Below are 22,024 nucleotides of genomic sequence, written 5' to 3'. Positions count from 1 at the left end.
GCATGAATTTGAAACTAAATAATATAGCAATCCTTTTTATTTTAGTCTTCATCATGTCATGCAATACAAATAAAAAAGACAACCAGTTGAAACAAACACCCAAAAACGTAACAGCTAAAGACATTCTTGGAGATTCAAGCTACCTCGCCATATCTTATGGGGGCTACCGCTTGAAATCAAGAGACAGTCAACCTACAATCCCACAGTTAAAAAATGATATGCTTATTTTGTCCGCTATGGGCATTAGAGTCCTTAGAACCTACAATGTACAATTAGATCATGCAAAAAATGTCCTTAAGGCGATAAGAGAACTAAAATCTGAAAATCCAGATTTCGAAATGTATGTGATGTTGGGTGCTTGGATAGATTGCTTAAATGCTTGGACAGACCAAGTTCCAAACCATAATGTGGAGAGCGCGCAAAACGAAGGCGAAATCGCACGTGCTGTAGCCTTAGCCAACGAATATCCTGAGATTGTAAAGATCATTGCTGTTGGTAACGAAGCTATGGTTAAATGGGCAACGAGCTACTACGTAGAGCCTTGGGTTATTCTTAAATGGGTGAATCATCTTCAAGAATTAAAGAAGCGTGGTGATTTGCCAAATGATTTGTGGATTACAAGCTCTGATGATTTCTCATCATGGGGAGGTGGAGATTCTTTATATCACACGGAAGACTTAGAAAAGCTAGTTAAAGCGGTAGATTATGTGTCAATGCACACGTACCCTTATCACAATACACATTACAATCCACAATTTTGGAAAGTACCAGCTGAGGATGTTGATAAACCTGAGTTAGATCAAATAAATAACGCTATGAAACGTGCTATAGATTTTTCAAAGGCACAATATGATAGCGTTTCAAACTACATGGCAAGCCTTGGTGTTGTTAAACCCATTCATATTGGGGAGACTGGCTGGGCAACCGTCTCAAAAGGATTGTATGGACCAAATGGTTCAAGAGCAACGGATGAATATAAGCAAGGCCTTTATTATAAAATGATGCGAGAATGGACTAATCTCAATGGTATTTCTTGTTTTTATTTCGAAGCCTTTAACGAACAGTGGAAAGATGCTCAACACCCTAATGGCTCAGAAAACCATTTCGGATTGTTTAAGATTGACGGTAGTGCGAAATATCCTATTTGGGATTTAGTAGATCAAGGCATTTTTGAAGGCCTCACCCGAAATGGAAATGCAATAAGAAAAACTTACAATGGTGATTTAGATGCATTGTTGTTAGAGGTTCTTGTGCCACCTAGAGCTGACGGCGCCCTAATACACTCAGTAAATTAAAATGAACTCAAAAGCTATACTTACATACTGTATTTTATTATTGGTTATGACAAGTTGTAAACCTGAAGACAACAAACTAATGGTTGAGGTCTATGAAACCTCTGCTAGTGGTAATTCGCTAACAAAACTTGAAAATTTTGAAACTACTTCTGTGAGGGATAGCTCTTCGATAACCTTAAATCCTGAAAAAACCTTTCAAAAAATAACGGGATTTGGTGGGGCTTTTACAGAATCCTCCGCTTATCTATTAAATCAACTCAGCAAAAAAAATAGGGATACCATTATTAAAGCCTATTTCAGCAGGGAAGGCGCAAACTATTCTTTGACCCGTACCCACATGAATTCGTGTGATTTCTCATTGAGTCAATATTCCTACACACCAACTGAAGACAAGGAGCTCAAGGATTTTTCTGTCAAGGAAGATATGGATGACTTAATTCCTATGATAAAAGAGGCAATGGCAACTTCTGAAGATGGGTTCAAATTATTTGCCTCACCATGGACAGCGCCACCTTGGATGAAAGATAATAAGGAATGGGTCGGTGGAAAATTATTGCCAGAACATTATCCTACATGGGCGTTGTTTTTTTCAAAATATGTAGATGCCTATAAAGCTGAAGGCATAGATATCTGGGGATTCACTGTAGAAAATGAACCACACGGTAACGGTAATAATTGGGAAAGCATGCACTTTTCTCCAGAAGAAATGACAGATTTCGTCATGAATCATTTAGGGCCAAAACTAGAGACCGATGGGCATGGGGATAAAATCATTTTGGGTTATGACCAAAACAGAGCAGGTCTGAAAGAATGGGTTGATGTAATGTATGCCAATGAAGAAACTTCAAAATATTATGACGGTACAGCTATTCATTGGTATGAGAGTACCTATGAGGTGTTCCCAGAAGCCCTTCAATATGCACATAGTAAAGCACCAGATAAATACCTCATAGAAACAGAAGGTTGTGTCGACTCTGAAGTTCCAGCATGGAAAGATGATAAATGGTATTGGTCTAAGGAAGCTACCGATTGGGGCTGGGATTGGGCTTCAGAGGAAGAGAAATACCTGCATCCAAAGTATGCTCCTGTAAACAGATATGCAAGAGATATCATTGGTTGTCTAAACAATTGGGTTGATGGTTGGGTAGATTGGAATATGGTTTTAGACAGACAAGGTGGTCCCAACTGGTTTAAGAATTGGTGTGCTGCACCAGTTATTGTTGATCCAGATAATGATGAGGTCTATTTTACCCCTTTGTATTATACAATGGCACATTTTAGCAAATATATAAGACCAGGTGCTGATGTTATTGATGTGACTAACTTTAACGAAAACTTACAGGTTACCGCTGCAAAAAATCCAGATGGTACTATTGCTGTTGTAGTATTTAATGAAGGCGAAGAAGGACAAGAATTCAATCTGAACTTAAATGAAAAAAGCACCTCTATGAAGATAGATGCTCAATCGTTACAAACGATTATAATAACTAACTAATAAATAATAAAAGTATGTCCACCTACAAAAATAAAGTTCCTTTCGGTCAAAAAGTCGCCTTTGGCGTAGGTATGCTTGCTAACCAGATGTTTCCTGCCGTTTTGGGAATATTTATGGTTGTATTAGTTCAGGATTTAGGATTCCCTGGTTGGATGTGGGGTGTACTATTCTTTGCTCCAAGGATATTTGACTCAATAACGGACCCGATCATGGGCTTTATTTCAGACAATACAAAATCCAGGTGGGGAAGAAGACGTCAATATGTATTTCTTGGTGCGCTTATTATGGGTATTTCTTTTATAGTAATGTGGCAGTTGTATCGAGAGAATGGTGTCGACTATAATTTCACCTATTTTCTGCTTTGGTCCTTTGTCTTTTACTTAGGGCTTACAATTTTTAGTGTGCCATATGTAGCTATGGGTTATGAGATGAGCGATGATTTTCATGAGCGAACCAATATTATGGCTGTAGCCCAATGGATTGGTCAATGGGCATGGGTTATTGCGCCTTGGTTTTGGGTTATAATGTATGACCAAGATATGTTCCCTTCAGCGGATGTTGCCACAAGGACACTGGCCATATGGGTCGGGATTATTTGTGCGCTTTTTGCTATGGTACCAGCAATTTTCCTAAAAAGCAGATCGACTTTAGATGAGGATTACTTACCACTAACTTTTAGAACTATTGGAGGTAGCTTAAAAGAAATCGTCAAAGGTTTTGTTGAAGCTTTTTCTATTAAACCATTTAGAAAACTTTGTATTTCGACCTTCTTTATCTTTAATGCGTTTAATACTATTGCCGCATTTTCATTTTTCATTGTTGTCTATCATCTTTTTGGAGGAAATGCAGGTGATGCAGGTATTTGGCCTACACTCTTTGGAAGTTTAGGGGCCTTGGTGACCACTTTTATGGTGATTCCTATTGTTACCAAAATGTCTAGTAAGCTTGGTAAAAAACGAGCATTTATGACGGCACAAGGGATTTCCCTTGTTGGTTATATAATGCTTTGGTTTTTGTTTGTGCCTGGTAAACCATACCTGTTTATATATGCGCTACCCTTTTTCTCATTTGGTATAGGAAGTCTTTTTGTTTTAATGATGTCAATGACGGCAGATGTTATAGATCTTGATGAATTGAATACCGGAAAAAGACGCGAAGGCATATTTGGAGCTATATATTGGTGGATGGTAAAATTTGGTTTTGCCATCGCTGGATTATGTAGTGGTCTAATCATGGATTTTGTGGGCTTTACACCTGATGCTCCGACACAGCCAGAAGGTGCTGTAGATGGTTTAAGAATGTTCTTTTCGGGCGTACCTATCATAGGAACGCTAATTGCTATGTGGGTAATGAAAGATTATGGTGTTGATGAAGCTAGAGCGGCTGAAGTACGCGCGCAATTAGAAAGTAGGAAAGTGACCATATTGGATGTAGAATCTTCGGGTTATAATGCGGGCCATTTAAAGAATTTGGTGGATAATCTTAAGCTAACGGATTATGCGAGTGAGGATTTATCGAGTCATAGCGATTCAGAAATCTCAAAATTATTTAAGCAAACATTACATAATGGCGTGTACGGCTTATGTTTTAGTCCGTTTCTTAAAGATCAAACGGATTCAGATACCATTTATCAAAAGCAGATTAAACGAAGAATGGAGATTATTGCTCCACATACCAAATGGGTGAGATCCTTTTCAAGTACCAAAGGGCATGAGTTGATTCCAAGTATTTCAGCATCGAATGGTGCAAATATGATGTTAGGCGTTTGGATAAGTGATGATAAAAATCGTAACGAACTGGAAATTGAATCAGCTATTCAACAAGCCAAAAATGGTAATGTAGAGATTGTTGCTGTTGGAAATGAGGCCTTACATCGTGGTGATATTTCAGAAAAAGAATTGATTATTTATATAAATAGAGTGAAAGAGGCTTTATCTGATACTTCAGTTAAGGTAGGTTGCGCTGACACCTATTATCAATATCAAATCAATAAAAACCTTGTAAAGGCGTGTGATATCATTTTGGTTAACTGTTACCCATTCTGGGAAGGCTCTGCCGTAGATGATGCCCTAGTTAACTTACGACAAATGTATGCTCTTACAGAACTAATTGCTGATGGAAAGGAAATTATAATAACAGAAACAGGTTGGCCAAGTGAAGGGCAGACTGTAGGTAATGCTAAGCCTAGTAAGTTAAATGCAATGAAGTATTTTGTTCAGACACAAGATTGGGCCACAAAGACAAATATCCCTCTGTTTTACTTCTCCTCTTTTGATGAGTCTTGGAAAGTTCAACAAGAAGGTGAGGTTGGAGCAAGGTGGGGCTTGTGGAATAAAGATGAAAAATTAAAATATTAAAAATGTCTTACAGAGATGAATCCTATTATAGCCCAAAAGGCTATAGTCAAATTACAACAAAAGGGATAGATACTACGGACGTATCTATCGAGGAACTTAGAGCACTTTGGCGAAAAACGTTAAAAGATGGTATCCATGGTATTTGCTTTAGTATGTATGAAGACGGTCAGGAGCCAGGTGATGCTATTAGTATAGAGCAAGTGGAGCGACGTGTTTTAAAATTGAAACCATATGTGCGTGCTATTCGTTCATTTTCTTGTATTGAAGGAAATGAACATGTTCCTGTAGTCGCCAAAAAACACGGTTTAAAAACATTGGTTGGTGCTTGGCTCAGCGACAATAAGGATGATAATGAAAAAGAAATTGAAGGTCTTATTACATTGGCTAAGGCTGGACATGTAGATGTTGCAGCTGTAGGCAATGAAGTGCTTTACAGAAACGACTTGTCATTAGAAGAATTATTGGGTTATATGAAGCGTGTAAGAGAAGCTTTGGTTGGACTTAATATTCCAATAGGTTATGTCGACGCCTATTATGAATTTTCAAGACACCCTGAGTTGGTAGAGCATTCAGATGTGTTATTGGCGAATCTTTACCCGTACTGGGAAGGCTGTCCGATAGAATACGCGTTGGGTCATATGCAGTCCATGTACGGACAAGTTGTAGATGCTGCTCAGGGAAAACCAATAATAATTACTGAAACTGGATGGCCAAGTCAGGGTGGTAGCCTCAAAGGTGCTTATGCTGGTGAAGAAGCGGCTATGAAATATTTTGTTGACGCCATTAGCTGGACGAGAACAAACGACATCCCTATATTCTATTTCTCATCCTTTGATGAATCGTGGAAAACGGGTGATGAGGGCGACGTTGGGGCATATTGGGGACTCTGGGACAAAAACGAAAATCTTAAGTTCTAGATTATTAAAAACAATGTTAAATTATTGCCTACATCACATTTGTAGAGGTGTTGTATAGGTGATTTGTGAAGTTGTAGTCTAATATATTCGTATTTTTATAAAAAATTGTTTAACCCTTTTAATAAATAACTTATGAAAAAAATTACTCTTTTAGTTGCATTAATAATCTGTTCTGTATCTCTATCAGCGCAACAAAACGTGACATTTAGTGTCGATATGACCCCTATAGCGGGTACGTTTACTACCGTTGAAGTTAATGCTACATTTAATGGTTTCTGTGGAGGCTGTAACCCCTTAACTGATCAGGGGGGTAATATCTGGGAAGTGACATTGCCACTTAATGACGGTACATACGAATATAAATTCACTATTAACGGAGGTGCTACTTACGAAACACATATAGCGCAGGATGTCTGTACAGTGACTAACTTTGGATTTACTAACCGAACATTGGAAGTTGATGGTGCGGATATTGTTTTGCCAACAGCACCTTGGGAAGGTTGCGCGGAAGATTTGTCTAATCCAGGGCCACACGATATTACTTTTGAGGTTGACATGAGTTCGTACATGCCAAGTTTTACTACAGTATATGTAGTTGGGGAATTCAATGGTTTTGACGGTACGGCTAATGCTTTGACAGACCAAGGTTCTGGGATTTGGTCTACGACACTATCACTTGATGAAAAATCTTGGCAATATAAGTTTGCAGTAGATAACTATACGGATGATGAGCAATTTGCTCAAGGTGATCCAAATACGGCCTCAAGCAATGGTCCGTGTGCAGCCGGTATTTGTACAAATAGGTATATTCAACTTAGTGAGAATCTTACTGTAAGTAGTGTATGGGAAAATAGTGCGCAAACCGTTTTAGATATAGAGGGATTTGTTTTGTCTGAATCTATTTCCGTAAGTTCTAACCCTGCTACTGCAAACTGGGAGTTAAAAACAAACAGTATGTTAATCCAAAATATAGAGCTCTATGATATTTTAGGAAAGAAAGTTCAAACGCTTGCACCTAACGATACAGAAGTATCTATCGATGCTACACAATTAAAAGCTGGTATTTATTTGGCAAAAGTATCTACCGACCTTGGAAGCAAAACCTTAAAATTGGTAAAGCAATAACAGAGAAGATATAAATCATTTAAAAGCCCGAGCTTAAATAAGTCCGGGCTTTCTTATGGAGTAAAAAAGATTTTTTAATTCTCTGTCTTTACTTTGTTAATGGCGTCATTGCCTGCTTTTTGAGCATTATCAATAGCTTTGTTGCCGGCATCCTTAGCGTCTTCTAACTCATTTTCGGTTTCATCAGCTAAATCTTCCAAATTTTCTTCAGCAGCTTCGAGTTGCGCCCGTGCTTTTTCTTTAACTGCAACTAAATTTGCTTTTGCGTCATCGTATGCTTTTTGTGCGGCAACTTTAGCCTCGCCAGTTGCGTTTTCCAAAGCAACTTCGGCTTCTTTCAATTCTACCTCAGCTTTATTTACCATTTCATTGGCCTTAGCTTTGGCATTCTCATACGCTGCTTCGGCATTGGCTGCCAGATTTTCTGCTGCTTGTTCAAGCTCAGCTCCGGCATTTTCTAAAGCATTTTCAGTATTCTCTAAAGCGTTTTCTGCATTTTTCTCAGCATCTTTACAAGAGTTGAGTGATACTGCAATTGTAGCTACGAGCATAATATTCATCACGATTTTTTTCATAATTTGAAGTGTTTATTGGTTATTGTTGAGTTTGATTAACATACGCTGAAAAATTCAATTTAGATGCTTTCCATTAAATTGGCAGAAGAATCATATTTAATTATAAGCAAAAACCCAAATGATTAGACTTGGGTTCTTAACGTTATGCGATATCAAATGCTAGTTGTCGTTGTCTATTTCATTTTCAACTTCTTTCACGCCTTCAACTGCCTTGTCAGCGCCTTTTCCGATACGCTCTAATGTGCCTTCGTCATCAGCTTTGACTTCTACTTCAACTTCTTTTTCAACAGTTTTTGTTTCTCTACAAGAAGACAAGCTTACGATCATGGCAAGAGCCAAACTCATATTTAAAATTACTTTTTTCATATTGATTAAATTTGTGTTAATGGGTGCAAGATACAGTGAAGCCTCTCTGGTGTTTTGCGCATTTGCCCTCAACATTGCTTTATTTGCTGAAATAAGTCATAATTCTAGTCACGGCGCCAGAATTTTCTGTAATGTAATCGTGATTGATTTTTCCAATCCGTAATCGGGTTGACTCATCTTTTAATAAATGAGTTATAGTCTTTTTGAATTCTTTCGGGGAATCTACAGAAACTACGCCTCCCAAATCAATAAGTTTAGATGCTTCTGGGAATTTAGAATAATTCTTACCAATAATCACCGGTATTCCGAATACCGCAGGTTCCAAAATATTATGCAATCCAGTTGTTCCTGCTGCGCCGCCAACATAAGCTATATCGGCATAACTATATATTTTGTTTAAAATACCAATGGTGTCTACAATGAATACGACAGATTCCTTCAATTCTGAAGTATTCAAACCTGAATAGGTTACCATTTTTTTATCGATTTGTCTCACCAATTTTTCAGTGTAACTCAGCTTAACATCATGCGGTGTGATGACGAATTTTACATTATTGTTTTCAAATTCATTTATATAGGGAATAAATAAATCATCATCCGCGGGCCATGAACTTCCAAAAACAACCAAGAGTTTACCGTCTTTAAACGTGTCCATCATATCAAGTTGGTTGTCTAATTGTAATTGTGCGGTAACTCTATCGAATCGTGTATCGCCCGAAACCGTTACGGTTTGATAGCCCAAATCCAAAAGATTGCGTTTTGAGGCTTCATCCTGAACAAAAATATGTTCAAACGCAAAGAGGGCTTTTTTCATAAAACCGCCGTACCATTTGAAGAAGGATTGGTCTTTACGGATGATAGCCGAAATAAGTATGGCTTTAAGTTGCCGTCTTTTGATTTCTGAAAGTAAATTAGGCCAGAATTCGTACTTCACAAATACAATAAGGTCTGGATGTGTCAAATCCAAAAAGGTTTTCATTGAAGACGTCTTGTCCAAAGGTAAATACACCACCACATCTGCAATTGGTGCATTTTTTTTATTCTCATATCCTGAAGGCGAGAAAAAAGACAACACGACTTTGCGGTTAGGATATTTCTCTTTCAACGCTTCAAAAACCGGAAGACCTTGCTCATATTCTCCAAGAGAAGCGCAATGAAACCAAAGAACGGCATCTTTAGGCTGAATTGCACTTCTGAGTTTTTCAAAAGTTTCTCTTCGTCCAACAATGCCCTTTTTTAGTTTTGGATTATAAAGCCCAGCCATATGCAGAAGCAAGGAAACAACAGAAATAGCTATGGAGTAAAGGGTTTTCAAACGTTGTGGTATTTAAAGCTAAAATACGGTTCTTTGAGAAATTTGCATTGTCATAGCCACTAGGATTTTGTACTTTCGCTTTAGTTCTATTAAGAAATATAGACGTACTCAGATGAAAAAAATTCAGATGGTCGACCTTCAAGGTCAATATGCCAAAATTAAGTCCGTTATAAATCCTTCAATCGATGATATTCTAAATAGTGCCGCCTATATCAATGGGCCAAAGGTGCATGAATTTCAGAACAACCTAGAAGATTACTTAGGTGTTAAGCATGTGATTCCATGTGCCAATGGTACGGATGCCCTGCAAATTGCTATGATGGGATTAGGATTGGAGCAAGGCGATGAGGTCATTACAGCAGATTTCACCTTTGCGGCAACGGTTGAGGTCATTGCACTTTTAAAATTAACACCAGTTTTAGTAGATGTAGATCCTGTAAATTTCAATATTGATGTTGATGCTATTAAAAAAGCCATTACACCAAAAACCAAAGCCATTGTCCCAGTACATTTATTTGGCTTAGCGGCGAATATGGATGAGATTATGGCTCTAGCTGAAGAACATAACCTTTATGTTATAGAAGATAATGCCCAAGGTATCGGCGCGGATTACACGCATAGCGACGGAAGTAAAACCAAAACAGGTGTGATTGGCCATGTGGCTAGCACGTCATTTTTTCCTTCGAAGAATTTAGGTTGTTACGGTGACGGCGGTGCTATTTTCACCAATGATGATGATTTAGCACATACCATAAGAGGTATTGTGAACCATGGCATGTATGAGCGCTACCATCATGATGTGGTTGGGGTGAATTCAAGATTGGATTCCATACAAGCCGCTGTTTTAGACGCTAAGTTACCTCACTTGGATACATATAATAATACAAGGAGAAACGCCGCCAGAAAATACAACCAAGCCTTTAAGGATCATCCAAAGATTACCGTTCCTAGCGGTAGGGATACCTGCCAAGGCATTTGTGACACCTGCGATTGCCATGTTTTTCACCAATATACACTTAATTTAAAAGATGTAGATAGAGATGCTTTAGTCAAGCACCTCAATGAAAAAGGAATACCATGTGGAGTTTATTATCCCATACCGCTACATAAACAAAGGGCGTACGAAGACGATCGTTATAACGAAGCTGACTTTCCGGTAACTAATAGTTTGGTGAAGTCTGTGATTTCACTACCGATGCATACAGAGTTGGATGATGAGCAGATTGACTTTATAGCATCTGCGGTTTTAGGTTTTATTAATTCAAACGTGTAAATGAAAATACTGGTAACAGGTGGACTCGGCTATATTGGTTCGCATACAGTGGTGGCGCTACAAAATGAAGGCTACGAACCCATCGTTATCGATAATTTATCCAATTCGTCCATCGAGGTTTTGGATGGAATTGAAAAAATAACAGGAAAACGACCAGAATTCCATCAATTGGATTTAAGGGTTAAGACCGATGTTGAACGTTTTTTTGAACGTAATATAGACCTTTCGGGAATCATTCACTTTGCAGCAAGCAAAGCTGTGGGAGAGAGTGTTAAAAATCCTTTACTCTATTACGAAAACAATATTAATACCTTGGTGTATGTGCTTCAAAATATGAAGTATTTAACGCATCAAAATTTTATATTCAGTTCGTCGTGTACTGTTTATGGACAAGCAGATGAATTACCAATTACAGAACATGCACCGATTAAGACTGCAATGTCGCCTTATGGGAATACTAAGCAAATAGGAGAGGAGATTATTCAGGATGCGTGCAAAGCCAATTCTGAATTTTCAGCGATTTCATTGCGCTATTTTAATCCCATTGGCGCACATGAATCGGCTTTGATTGGTGAATTACCTTTAGGTGTACCACAGAACTTGATGCCATTTATTACGCAGACTGCGATTGGTTTGCGTGATAAGTTATCTGTTTTTGGAAATAATTATCCAACACCAGATGGAACATGTATTCGTGATTATATTCACGTGATGGATTTGGCCGAAGCACACGTTATAGCCTTAAAACGATTAATTGATAAGGCTTCCGATAGTCAATTCGGAGTATTCAACCTTGGTACAGGAACGGGAAGTTCCGTTATGGAAGTCATTAATGCTTTTGAGCGCGTATCCGAAACTTCCATAAATTATAAAATAGCTGATCGACGATCTGGAGATGTTACTTCAGCTTATGCCCATACTGAAAAAGCGAAAAATGTCCTTGGTTGGGCTACAAAATATTCACTCGACGATGCTGTAAAATCAGCTTGGAAATGGGAGCAATACATTAGAAAAACCTAAGATTATGAAATATTACGTTACATTTTTTATCTGTCTGTTAGCACTGAGTATTACTGCGCAGTCTACCTTTATTCATTGCGGGAAACTTATTGATACCAAATCAGGAAAAGTACTCACTGAGAAAACCATTATTGTTAAAGATGGAAAAATTGAAAGTGTCAGAGACGGGTACATGATTACCCGAAGAGCTGATGATGTTATTATTGATTTAAAATCGAAAACTGTAATGCCTGGTTTGATCGATATGCATGTTCATATCGAAAGTGAAACGAGTCCAGGGAGATATTTAGAGGGATACACGCTTAATGAAGCTGACATGGCATTTCGTTCGGTGAAGTATGCTGAAATTACCTTGATGAGCGGTTTTACGACCGTTAGGGATTTGGGTGGTTCTGGTATAAACGTGGCACTCAAAAAAGCAACGGCTAGAGGTGATGTGGTCGGCCCTAGAATCTTCACAGCAGAAAAAGCTTTGGCAACTACAGGGGGTCATGCAGACCCTACCAATGGTTCAAAAGCAACGTTGATGGGTGATCCTGGACCAAAAGAAGGAGTAGTCAATGGTGTTGAAGATGCCAAGAAAGCAGTGCGACAACGCTATAAGAATGGAGCAGATTGTATAAAAATCACGGCCACTGGTGGCGTACTGAGTGTGGCTAAAAATGGTCAAAATCCGCAATTCACTATTGAAGAGATTAAGGCGATTACTGAAACGGCAAAGGATTATGGATTTCATGTAGCGGCTCACGCGCATGGTGATGAAGGTATTCAGCGCGCTATTTTAGGCGGTGTTAAAACTATAGAACACGGTACATTGATGAGTGCTGAAACCATGGAACTAATGAAGAAGTACGATGTGTATTTAGTCCCGACAATCAGTGCAGGCAAGTTTGTGTCTGATAAGGCAAAAATCGATGGCTATTATCCTGAAGTCATTGTACCAAAGGCTTTAAACATTGGGCCTAAAATTCAAGATATGTTTGGAAGAGCTTATAAAGCCGGAGTTGGAATTGCATTCGGAACAGACGCTGCGGTATTCTATCACGGCGACAATGGAAAGGAATTTGGGTACATGGTAGAAGCCGGAATGCCAGCTATGGAAGCCATTCAAAGTGCAACTGTGACCAATGCTATGATTTTTAATATGGAAGATCAGTTGGGTCAAATTGCTGAAGGTTTTATAGCGGATATCATTGCGGTGGACGACGACCCTACCAAAACCATAAACACTATGGAAAATGTAACATTTGTCATGAAAGAAGGAAAAGTCTATAAAAACGACTAAACTTAAATAGAATAGCATTCAGAATCCGTTAAGTATAAACACAATTGCTTAACGGATTTTTTATGTTCTCTTGGTTTGTTTAGAGAATTCTAAGTCAAAACAAGGCTTAACGGGGTTTTAACGTTATATTCTTGGGTGTAGCATGTATTCTTTGTTGCTTTGCACCAATGAATTTAAGGACTATGAAACTGATTAGCATAAAAAGACAGACCCAAACCGAAGCTCGATTTTCCACAAAAATGGGAACTTTAGAAGCCAAGGTCACTTACATTAAAAAACAATTTTTGAACATTCCCATTAAGACGCTTCACAAATATCGCGAAACCTACTATGGCGAAATCAAAGATTGCGAAGACTGCGTAATTGCCCGTTAAGCAACGCTTGCTTCTTCAAGATTCTTCTTCTTTTTTCCAAGAAAATTACTGAATACCAAGAGGATAATACCGGTGGTTACCGAGACATCGGCAAAATTGAATATGCCCGTTTTTAGAGTGTCCGTAAATTCCATGTACATAAAATCGGTCACTTGCCCGAAAGCTATTCGATCAAAAACATTGGCAACACCGCCACCAACAATACAACAAAAAGCAATAAGACTAATGCGGTCCAAAGTTTTGGTCTTTAGAATGTAATAAACGACATAGCTGAGAACTAATGCAGGTAGAATCAGTAAAAAGATAAGTTTCAATACAGGAGCCATGTCGCTTCCCATGCCTAAAAACGCACCCTTGTTTTCTACCCAGATTAATTGAAAATATTTCCCCAAAACATCAATTTCACCTTCACGACCATACGTCATGTTATTACGCACAATGATTTTGGTTATTTGATCCAAAGCAATGTTGAGGACAATGATTATTATAATCTGAGCTGTTCTAGATAATTTCATAAACGATTAGGCTTCTGTATTAAATGTTGCAGATGCCGTTTCAGCCTCTCTATTTATTTTTTTAACTAGGCCTTGTAATACCTTCCCTGGGCCAACCTCCGTAAAATGTGTGGCGCCATCAGCAATCATTTGTTGTACAGATTGTGTCCAACGCACCGGAGAGGTTAATTGTGAGATTAAGTGCGACTTAATTTCATTTTCATTGGTCACCGCAGATGCAGTCACGTTTTGATAAATGGGGCAGTTTGGTGCGCTAAAGACAGTATTTTCAATAGCGGCCGCCAATTCTTCGCGAGCAGGCTCCATCATTGGACTATGAAATGCGCCTCCAACTGGCAAGACTAAGGCACGTCTGGCACCAGCCTCTTTCATACTTTCGCAGGCTCTGTTAATGGCATCAATTTCACCTGAAATTACCAACTGACCTGGGCAGTTATAATTTGCTGCGACAACGATACCTTCGGTATTTGCACAAATATTTTCTACTACGGCATCTTTCAATCCTAAAACGGCTGCCATGGTACTTGGTTGCAATTCACACGCTTTTTGCATGGCTTGGGCACGTTGAGACACCAGTTTTAATCCGTCTTCAAAATTGAGTGCTCCAGCGGCAACCAAAGCCGAAAATTCGCCAAGGGAATGACCTGCAACCATATCTGGTTTAAAGGCGTCGCCAAGAGTTTTGGCTAAAATCACCGAATGTAAAAAGATAGCTGGTTGTGTGACTTTAGTTTCTTTAAGGTCTTCCGCAGAACCTTCAAACATGACGTCTGTGATGGAGAATTTTAAAATGTCGTTGGCCTTTTCAAAATACTCTTGGGCCATTGGGGAGTTTTCGTATAAGTCAAGTCCCATTCCGGAGAATTGTGCGCCTTGACCAGGAAATATATATGCTTTCATAATTTTCAAAACTTAATAGTGGCAAAAATATGAATTTAACTTGGAAGAAATATGAATAGAATAATTAAACAACCTTCATTATTCTAATGGAACAAAGTAAACTTCTTCGGTGTTTAATACCATACCATATGCTTCATTAGGGAGCCATTCTTTATTTTGAATTAAATTTTCAAGTTGCGATTTTAAGTTGTCATCGTGGTGTTTTTCCAGACCATGAGATAATAATCTTAAACTATCTATTTTACCAGTTTTATAAAGGTTGAATATGACAGTTATACTAGACAAAGAATTTTCTTTTAATTTAAAATTTGTTGGAAAATTCAGCTGTCTTGACAATTCATTACCAATTAAATCTTGAAATTTCAAATATTTTGGAAAAATATTGTTGTTATGTAATTGATAAACCTCACTTCTCTTATGAACTAAATCTATGTTTTCGATTAGATAGATACTGTCAACTATACGTTTAGCCTTTTCTATAAAATCGTTTCCATACTTATCTTTAAGTTTCTGAGACATTACTTTAGGATAACAATTGTCGTATTTGTCCAGTCCAGTTCTAATGCATCCTGAGTCTATGATAATTGTGTCAATATTGTAGCTCTCTTTTAAATAGATTGGTAAGTTTTCGATGCTTTTGATTATATATTCATCTTCATAGCCTATGAAATATTTAAACTCACTTTTAAAGTTGTCTATTTCCGCTTTTAAGCTATCTAATTCGCAGATATCAATAGACCAAAGATTTTTGTTTTTCTCATATAGAAATTTATAGTCGTCGTAAGACTCTGTATTATATATCGGAATTGTATCTAAACTTAAATACAAGGGGTGATTTTGTAAGCTAGAATTTTTCGTAGAAGTATTACAGTTTGAGAATAGTAAAGGAAGAATAAGAAATAACACGTATCGTTTCATAAGTTTCGAAACGTATAAATAGGCGTAAAAATTATAAAGCCCTGATGAAATTAATACCAAGGCTTTATTTTACAGAGCGTTTTTTGCAAGCCTAATCCAACTCACTTAGCCCTTTCACATTATCCTTAAAGACGCGGTCTATTAAAATATGTCTCGGGTCTATGGCAGCTTTTACAGGCAATGAGTCTAATTCCACGGAATAAGTAGAGGTGGCTTTGTTGAATTTTATTCGCTTTTGAGCGTACAATTGTTCTTCGTCATTATCCATAAAGAAACCTACGTCAATCCAATCGTTGATTGGTACACGAGTTTCGTTACCTAAACTATCCGACTTAATTTTGTGGCTTTCAATATCTAAATTAACAAGGTACTTTCCGTTGTCTAGTTTTTTATACGTTGCTTCCTTAAGACGATTGTCGTAAAGTGTAATCTCCTTAAACCAATCCGTAATGAGATACTTTAATGAATCTGGCACCTGAGGTTCTAAATGACGTAAAAAGTCGTGCGAACTTGGGTATGGAGGCCCAACATAGCGGTATTCTTCCAAGAAGCTTTTCATAGCGGTATTCACCTTGTCTTCACCGATGTAATCTTGCAAGGCATAAAGTATGGCACTTCCTTTTCCGTAGTGGATGTACGATTGGTTTTCTACTTTGTATAGTGGTAATTCCTTGAGACGTTCACCACTACGTCCAGAAAGGTATCGATCATGGTCGTATTTTAGGAACTTACGCATTTTCATGGGATTCTCCGTGATATTCTTCATGGTCATATTGGCCGCATATTGCGAAAAACTTTCGCTTAACATGGTACCACCTTGCATATTTGCACCGATGACCTGATGCGCCCACCATTGGTGACCCATCTCATGCGCAATTACAAAGTCAATGACGTTATTGTCGGTCTCATCTTCAAGATTTGTGATAAACCCAAAAGATTCGGAATACGGCATTGTTCCAGGGAAGGCTTGTGCAAAATTGGCATACCGTGGAAATTCTATAATCCGTGCTTGTTTGTGGTAATAAGGCCCAAAATTTTCAGAATAGTAAGTTAAGGAACGTTCCACGGCATCTAACATCATATCGATATTAACAGTATGTTTTTTATCGTGATAGATTTCGATATCGACGTCTCTCCACTTGCGCTTTGCGATTTCGTAATCAGCAGAAATGAATGAATAGAAATTTAATGATGGCGTATCAATTTTGTAATGAAAATAACTACGATCATCCTCTTCCCATCGCTTTAAAAGCGAACCTGGAGCAATTGCTGTTTGGCCTTTAGAGGTGGAAATTATGGTTTCTACATTAACGAAGTCAGCTTGCGTGCCCGAAATATAATTGGCCATGTGTAAGTCGGTCACGCCAGGCGTTAATTCTGGTGTTCGCTCTTTTTCTGGCAAGTCGTATTTCTTCCGTGTGTTTCTATCGCTAAGCTCATACCTCTCGTTATAGCCTATTGTTGGAAGGAGACTTCCGTTATTGAAGAATGTTCCGTTATTAACCACCATAGTACTTCCGCGATTGTTCTTAAAGCCTTGCGTTATGTAGTTACTTTTGAAGGTGACATCCATTTTTTCGCCTGGCTGTAATGCTGGTGATAATTCGAAAATTTTGAAATTGTACGTCTCATCTTCAAACACCACTTTGGAGTTCGGTATGATTATTTCAGATTCCCAATCCTCTTGAAAATAAACATGAATAGAATCTAAAGGTTGGTCCGTGGCATTCAACATTTCTAGCTCAACCTTGGCATGAATATCCCTTTGTTCAGGGAAAATATCAATGACATATTTGGTGTCTAGAATTTTAGGAGTAGGCATGTCTCTATACTTTCCATAGGTTTTTTCATAGTCCGCCGCTAATTGTTCTAAAGTGTCGCTAGAGTCGTAGGCATTTAAAACTTGTGTGTTGTAATAGACAAAACCAGCTAGAGCAATCCAAGCAACAGCAGTTCCGATGATAAGGCCCGAATAACTTTTAGGCACTTCTTGTCGAGCAGTTTTAATCCGACTAAATAATGAGCTTTTAGACCCACGATTCCAAAGTGCGCCTGCGATGAGTAGGGCTAATACCGAAAATAGTACCCAATATAAATTAAACCAAAGTGCTCCAGTAACACCTGGTCCAAAACCGTTCATGTCCGAATAGAAAGTTGAAGGACTACCCCCAATATCAATCATATTAGAACTAATGTCTAAAATACTCAATACGATTTCCCAAACGAGTAGAATAAGAATAGCAACAAAGTAACCGATGTATTTATTACTCGATAACACCTGTACCAAAATCGTAACGGCACTAAAGACAATAAATAATGGTAGGTTATCGTAGAAGAAATCCAATAGATAAACGCCAACTTCAACCCTTGTAAAGCCGTGGAGTAATTGATACAGAACGCCAATAAACATGAAGAACAGATTCAAGATTGTGGCAATACTGATTAAAGACAGGGCCTTGGCGGCCATAGATATAAAAGAGGTATGCGCTGTGGCATCAATGACTTCATTGATTTTATAATCTCGATCTCGCCAAATGAGTTCGCCACTAAAAAACACCACGATGATGATGATAAAAATATCGGTATTGTCCTTAATGGAATCGATGAGTTTGTAGGTCACCGGATACGACTGTAATCCAAAATATTCGAAGCCTCCAGAAAGATCCGCCACCAAAATTATGATACAGAATAAGAACAGAATTTTAAAGGTGACGCTCTTAATAATGCTTAAGAAATTAGTATAGAAAAAACTCTTAAACTGTTGCCAGTTGGTGCCTTTTGCAAATGAAGAACTGAGTTGAGGTGGGCTAAATACTCTTTCTGAAGTATTTTCAGTGGCGCTACTTTTCTTAACCTTTTTGTTCTTTTTCCTAAAGGAGAAACTGAAATACGATATAGCCAGAATAATGAATCCTACACTAATCCATATTAAGCGGTTGTATAATAACAAGCCAGAAAATGAAGGACTAAGCGTGTTTTTTTCAACAGGCGTGTAGTACTTTGTTTCAATAGAATACGTATTAATTCCGAAGATGTCTGTCAATGCGGCTACGGTTTCGTTATCCACATCCGAGGCGAATGAACCCGCAATAATATAAGCGACGATAATGACCATACCTCCAACAAAAGAGATAACGGTACTTTTCCATTTATTGGCCATGGCAAAAATCACTGTTCCTGCCAAAAACATGTTAGGTAGAATGAAAAGCAGATAGTTGTTGACAAAGGTTTCCAAATAAAATGGACCAAAGCGTTCTGGGTCAATCCAGTTGAAAATTGAATTCATGTAGGTTCCTACTAACATTCCGATAAAAACACCTACAAGGGGCAATGTGGAAACTAAAAGCGCTCCTAAAAATCGGCCAAAGAAATAGCCAGGCTTGCTGAGCGGTGTGGTAAATAGAATTTCGTTGAATTCATTATTGTGGTCACGTAGTGCTGCATTATTAAAAAAGGCGACCGCCATTAACAAACTGAAAATGGTAAAAACGGTAACATGAATGGTCAAAGTATAGGGCGAATTCCGCATAACGTTGCCAATGGCACCACCAACCTGAACGTTGTCACTTACGGTAGCAAAGAACTCCATAAGCGCTAGTATAAACATGAAAATATACACCATCGGCTGCTTCAGCGTATATCTTAATTCTGAAAGAAAAAAGGTCTTAAACATAATGTGTTGGTGTTAAGGATTAAACAAGGACGTTTGCCGTATTGATTTTTGAAAAGAACACATCTTCGAGATTTGGCTTTACTTGCTCAAATCCGTTTTGTGGATGCGTTTCACTCAATACATGAATCAAAGGTTGTCCACCAACCATTTTGTTTGATATAATTTGATAATTCTCTGCGTATTCATTTAGTGCATCCCGAGATACCATTTTTTGGAATACCTGGCCATCCAAGGCTTCTATAGCACTTTGCGGTGCGCCTTTATAAACGATTTCACCAAAATTCATAATCGCCATATTGGTACAAAGCTCACGTACATCATCAACAATATGTGTAGAAAGAATAACAATGACGTCCTTACCAACATCAGCCAACAGATTGTAAAATCGGTTGCGCTCACCAGGATCCAATCCAGCCGTAGGCTCATCAACAATGACCAATTTTGGATTGCCAATTAAGGCTTGGGCAATACCGACACGCTGTTTCATACCGCCAGAAAAACCTTTTACGGATTTGTTTCGTTTTTCGTAAAGGTTCACTTTGTCTAATAAGTATTTAACTAACTCTTTACGTTCAGACGTGTTTGAAATGCCTTTCAAAACAGCAAGATGATTCAGCAATTGTTCGGCAGTAATTCTTGGGTAAACCCCAAATTCCTGTGGTAGGTATCCTAGGACTTTTCGGATTTCGGCAGGCTGTTTTAAAATATCGATGTCATCTAAAGTTGCAGTGCCAGAGTCGGCTTCTTGCAAAGTGGCAAGGGTTCGCATTAAGGATGATTTTCCTGCACCATTAGGACCAAGAAGACCAAACATGCCGTTCTCCAATTCCAGAGAAACATTATCTAATGCTTTTACGCCACTGGGATAGGTTTTTGAAAGATTGTTGATTTTTAAAATACTCATGAGATATTATTTTGATTGATTAGTTGTAAGTAAGACGATTATTTTCACAAAGCGTTACAGGTTTTATTTTATAGACGCACAATAATCGCAAATGGTTGCATGGCTAATTGAAATTAAATCGCAATAATACCTGAAAGCTATGAATGTTATTTCGTTTGTTGAAGTTTACATTACCGATAGCGCCAACATCAATCCATTTTGATGCTTTGAAAACAATTTCACTCCTCACAGGAAAACCTACTGTTCCTTCAGTACGATCATCCCTTAACTTAGTTTGGTCGGTAAATCCAAATCCGGCGTAAGCATTCAGAAATAAGTTTCGAGCTATATTAAATTCCCTTCCGTAAAGCAGGTTGATTTCTGAATAACTATGTATTGCATTTTTTAATATGTCGTCTTTATTTGATGCGCCAAAACCACCATTCCAATTGATACCAATTACATTTTTCTTTATTCTAAAATTGGTAGTTATCGATACAGAAAAACCTCTGTTGCCTTTAATTTTTTCGAGTGTATAAGCTCCCGTTCCAGTTGTTATATTGTGAAATTTAAACTTGCCATCCGGTTCTTGCGCAACTAATTTTAAGGAGCAAAAACAGAGTAATATTAGTAGGAGTAGTGGTTTTAAACTCATTACTTCTTAACATAGGTCACAAAAGAAAATGCAAACTCATGTTTGGCATCGGCCTCATGTTTTATACGACTCACTTCTGTCCATTGGTTTAAATCCACTTCAGGGAAATAGGTGTCCGCTAGAGGAAAAGTAGAATGCACGCGGGTCAATTCTAAGGTGTCTGCCAACGTCATGGATTGTTTGTAGATTTCACCACCGCCAATGATAAAAGGTTGGTCATCGTGACGGGCGGCGTCTAAAGCATCTTCCATAGAGTTAACGACAATCACTCCCGAAGGCGCTACGTAATCTTTCTGCCTAGAAATAACGACGTGGGTTCTGTTTGGTAGCGGTTTTGGGAAACTTTCAAAAGTCTTGCGCCCCATAATAATGTAATGGCCACTGGTCAATTTTTTAAAGCGCTTTAGGTCATCACTAAGGTGCCAAATCAAATCATTATCTTTACCAATGGCGTTATCTTCGCCAGCCGCTACAATAATAGTAAGATTACGCTTCTTTTTTTTTTCGTTAGAAGTAGCACTGGCAGGAATGACGGTGTGCTGTTGGTCAACCTTTGCCTGAAGTTCGGCAATGCGTTTCTTCTGTTTCTCAACCAATTTGTCTAACTGTTGTTTTTCCCAGTCTTTGCCCATAAACTTATTGGTGATAAAGACATTGACAAAATGGTAAATAAATAAAAATAGCCACGCAAGAATAGCATAAACAAACCAATTGATATTGAGAATGGTAAAATCTTGCCCAATACCTAAAACTGTATTTGCTAAAATGAGAAAAACCGCACCAATCAGAAAAATAACAAAGTGCACATACAAGCGCTTTTTTTGCTTCACTCGGCGCTGTGCATTTTCGATTAGTTCTAATTGTTCTTTATCAATTTGTGGACTTGTTTTTTTCTTTCCGAACATAAAATTGGTGATGTTTAAAGTAAAAATACAATAATTTGAAATGTTCTGGAGCTAATAGCGGTTGAATGCAAGATTTCGCAATCGTTTTCGTTAAAAATCGATTGAAAATGAGTGTTTTACGTATTGAGGACTATCTAATTTTAAAGCCTTGTTTTTCGGTAAAATGGAATTATCACCA

19 protein-coding genes are annotated in these 22,024 nt (G+C 38.1%); 9 read left to right on the top strand and 10 right to left on the bottom strand.

The window, feature by feature from the left end; translation table 11 throughout:
• The first annotated feature begins 2 nt into the window (after positions 1-2).
• From ACFOSX_RS01420 to ACFOSX_RS01400, 5 genes are all read left to right on the top strand, one after another.
• A complete protein-coding gene (locus tag ACFOSX_RS01420) occupies positions 3-1,295 on the top strand; it encodes a glycosyl hydrolase family 17 protein (protein ID WP_386096285.1) in 1,293 nt (430 codons plus the stop codon).
• A gap of 46 nt (positions 1,296-1,341) precedes the next feature.
• Positions 1,342-2,790: a glycoside hydrolase family 30 protein gene (locus ACFOSX_RS01415; RefSeq protein ID WP_386096283.1), complete on the top strand. Its 1,449-nt coding sequence runs from the start codon at positions 1,342-1,344 to the stop codon at positions 2,788-2,790.
• A gap of 14 nt (positions 2,791-2,804) precedes the next feature.
• Positions 2,805-5,147: an MFS transporter gene (locus tag ACFOSX_RS01410; RefSeq protein WP_386096281.1), complete on the top strand. Its 2,343-nt coding sequence runs from the start codon at positions 2,805-2,807 to the stop codon at positions 5,145-5,147.
• 2 nt (positions 5,148-5,149) lie between these two features.
• On the top strand, positions 5,150-6,064 hold the full coding sequence (locus ACFOSX_RS01405; protein ID WP_386096279.1) for a glycoside hydrolase family 17 protein: 915 nt from the start codon (positions 5,150-5,152) through the stop codon (positions 6,062-6,064).
• 132 nt (positions 6,065-6,196) lie between these two features.
• Entirely contained in the window at positions 6,197-7,189 is a 993-nt protein-coding gene (locus tag ACFOSX_RS01400) for a T9SS type A sorting domain-containing protein (protein ID WP_386096277.1), read from the top strand.
• Positions 7,190-7,263: 74 nt separating this feature from the next.
• Here the strand turns inward: ACFOSX_RS01400 and ACFOSX_RS01395 are convergent, their stop codons facing one another.
• The 3 genes from ACFOSX_RS01395 to ACFOSX_RS01385 all read right to left on the bottom strand — a co-directional run bounded on the left by ACFOSX_RS01395 (position 7,264) and on the right by ACFOSX_RS01385 (position 9,445).
• The gene (locus tag ACFOSX_RS01395) at positions 7,264-7,764 is read right to left on the bottom strand and encodes a hypothetical protein (protein ID WP_386096275.1); all 501 of its coding nucleotides are present in this window, start codon (positions 7,762-7,764) and stop codon (positions 7,264-7,266) included.
• Between the two features lie 159 nt (positions 7,765-7,923).
• On the bottom strand, positions 7,924-8,130 hold the full coding sequence (locus tag ACFOSX_RS01390; protein ID WP_386096273.1) for a hypothetical protein: 207 nt from the start codon (positions 8,128-8,130) through the stop codon (positions 7,924-7,926).
• A gap of 79 nt (positions 8,131-8,209) precedes the next feature.
• Positions 8,210-9,445 carry a 3-deoxy-D-manno-octulosonic acid transferase gene (locus ACFOSX_RS01385; protein ID WP_386096271.1) on the bottom strand — a complete coding sequence of 412 codons (1,236 nt, stop codon included), beginning with the start codon at positions 9,443-9,445 and terminating at the stop codon, positions 8,210-8,212.
• Positions 9,446-9,557: 112 nt separating this feature from the next.
• On the opposite strand from ACFOSX_RS01385, the gene ACFOSX_RS01380 reads away from it, so the two are divergent.
• The 4 genes from ACFOSX_RS01380 (at position 9,558) to ACFOSX_RS01365 (ending at position 13,397) form a co-directional block, all read left to right on the top strand.
• A complete protein-coding gene (locus tag ACFOSX_RS01380) occupies positions 9,558-10,718 on the top strand; it encodes a DegT/DnrJ/EryC1/StrS family aminotransferase (RefSeq protein WP_386096269.1) in 1,161 nt (386 codons plus the stop codon).
• On the top strand, positions 10,719-11,738 hold the full coding sequence (galE, locus tag ACFOSX_RS01375; RefSeq protein ID WP_386096267.1) for a UDP-glucose 4-epimerase GalE: 1,020 nt from the start codon (positions 10,719-10,721) through the stop codon (positions 11,736-11,738).
• 4 nt (positions 11,739-11,742) lie between these two features.
• Positions 11,743-13,023, top strand: coding sequence for an amidohydrolase family protein (locus tag ACFOSX_RS01370; RefSeq protein WP_386096265.1), 1,281 nt, complete (start codon positions 11,743-11,745; stop codon positions 13,021-13,023).
• Positions 13,024-13,205: 182 nt separating this feature from the next.
• A complete protein-coding gene (locus ACFOSX_RS01365; protein WP_386096263.1) occupies positions 13,206-13,397 on the top strand; it encodes a hypothetical protein in 192 nt (63 codons plus the stop codon).
• On the opposite strand, the gene lspA is transcribed toward ACFOSX_RS01365, so the two are convergent.
• From lspA to ACFOSX_RS01330, 7 genes are all read right to left on the bottom strand, one after another.
• On the bottom strand, positions 13,394-13,912 hold the full coding sequence (lspA, locus tag ACFOSX_RS01360) for a signal peptidase II (RefSeq protein WP_386096261.1): 519 nt from the start codon (positions 13,910-13,912) through the stop codon (positions 13,394-13,396). The two genes, ACFOSX_RS01365 and lspA, sit on opposite strands and share 4 nt — an antisense overlap.
• Before the next feature lie 6 nt (positions 13,913-13,918).
• Positions 13,919-14,812: an ACP S-malonyltransferase gene (gene fabD / locus ACFOSX_RS01355; protein ID WP_386096259.1), complete on the bottom strand. Its 894-nt coding sequence runs from the start codon at positions 14,810-14,812 to the stop codon at positions 13,919-13,921.
• Positions 14,813-14,890: 78 nt separating this feature from the next.
• Positions 14,891-15,730 carry a hypothetical protein gene (locus tag ACFOSX_RS01350; RefSeq protein ID WP_386096257.1) on the bottom strand — a complete coding sequence of 280 codons (840 nt, stop codon included), beginning with the start codon at positions 15,728-15,730 and terminating at the stop codon, positions 14,891-14,893.
• A gap of 91 nt (positions 15,731-15,821) precedes the next feature.
• Complete coding sequence (locus ACFOSX_RS01345) at positions 15,822-19,403, bottom strand: ABC transporter permease/M1 family aminopeptidase (RefSeq protein WP_386096255.1); 3,582 nt, start codon at positions 19,401-19,403, stop codon at positions 15,822-15,824.
• Positions 19,404-19,422: 19 nt separating this feature from the next.
• Positions 19,423-20,307 (bottom strand): ABC transporter ATP-binding protein, encoded by an 885-nt coding sequence (locus ACFOSX_RS01340; protein WP_386096253.1) that lies wholly within the window; start codon positions 20,305-20,307, stop codon positions 19,423-19,425.
• Positions 20,308-20,410: 103 nt separating this feature from the next.
• Positions 20,411-20,941, bottom strand: coding sequence for a hypothetical protein (locus tag ACFOSX_RS01335; protein WP_386096251.1), 531 nt, complete (start codon positions 20,939-20,941; stop codon positions 20,411-20,413).
• Positions 20,941-21,846 (bottom strand): dihydrofolate reductase, encoded by a 906-nt coding sequence (locus ACFOSX_RS01330; protein WP_386096249.1) that lies wholly within the window; start codon positions 21,844-21,846, stop codon positions 20,941-20,943. Before ACFOSX_RS01330 ends, ACFOSX_RS01335 begins: the two co-directional genes overlap by 1 nt.
• Between the last annotated feature and the right edge of the window lie 178 nt (positions 21,847-22,024).

Origin of the sequence: Winogradskyella maritima (assembly GCF_042650215.1) — a bacterium.
In the GTDB taxonomy this organism is placed as follows: domain Bacteria; phylum Bacteroidota; class Bacteroidia; order Flavobacteriales; family Flavobacteriaceae; genus Winogradskyella; species Winogradskyella maritima.
The sequence above is the reverse complement of the archived record's forward strand: the minus strand, read 5'-3'. Positions and strand labels throughout refer to the sequence as shown.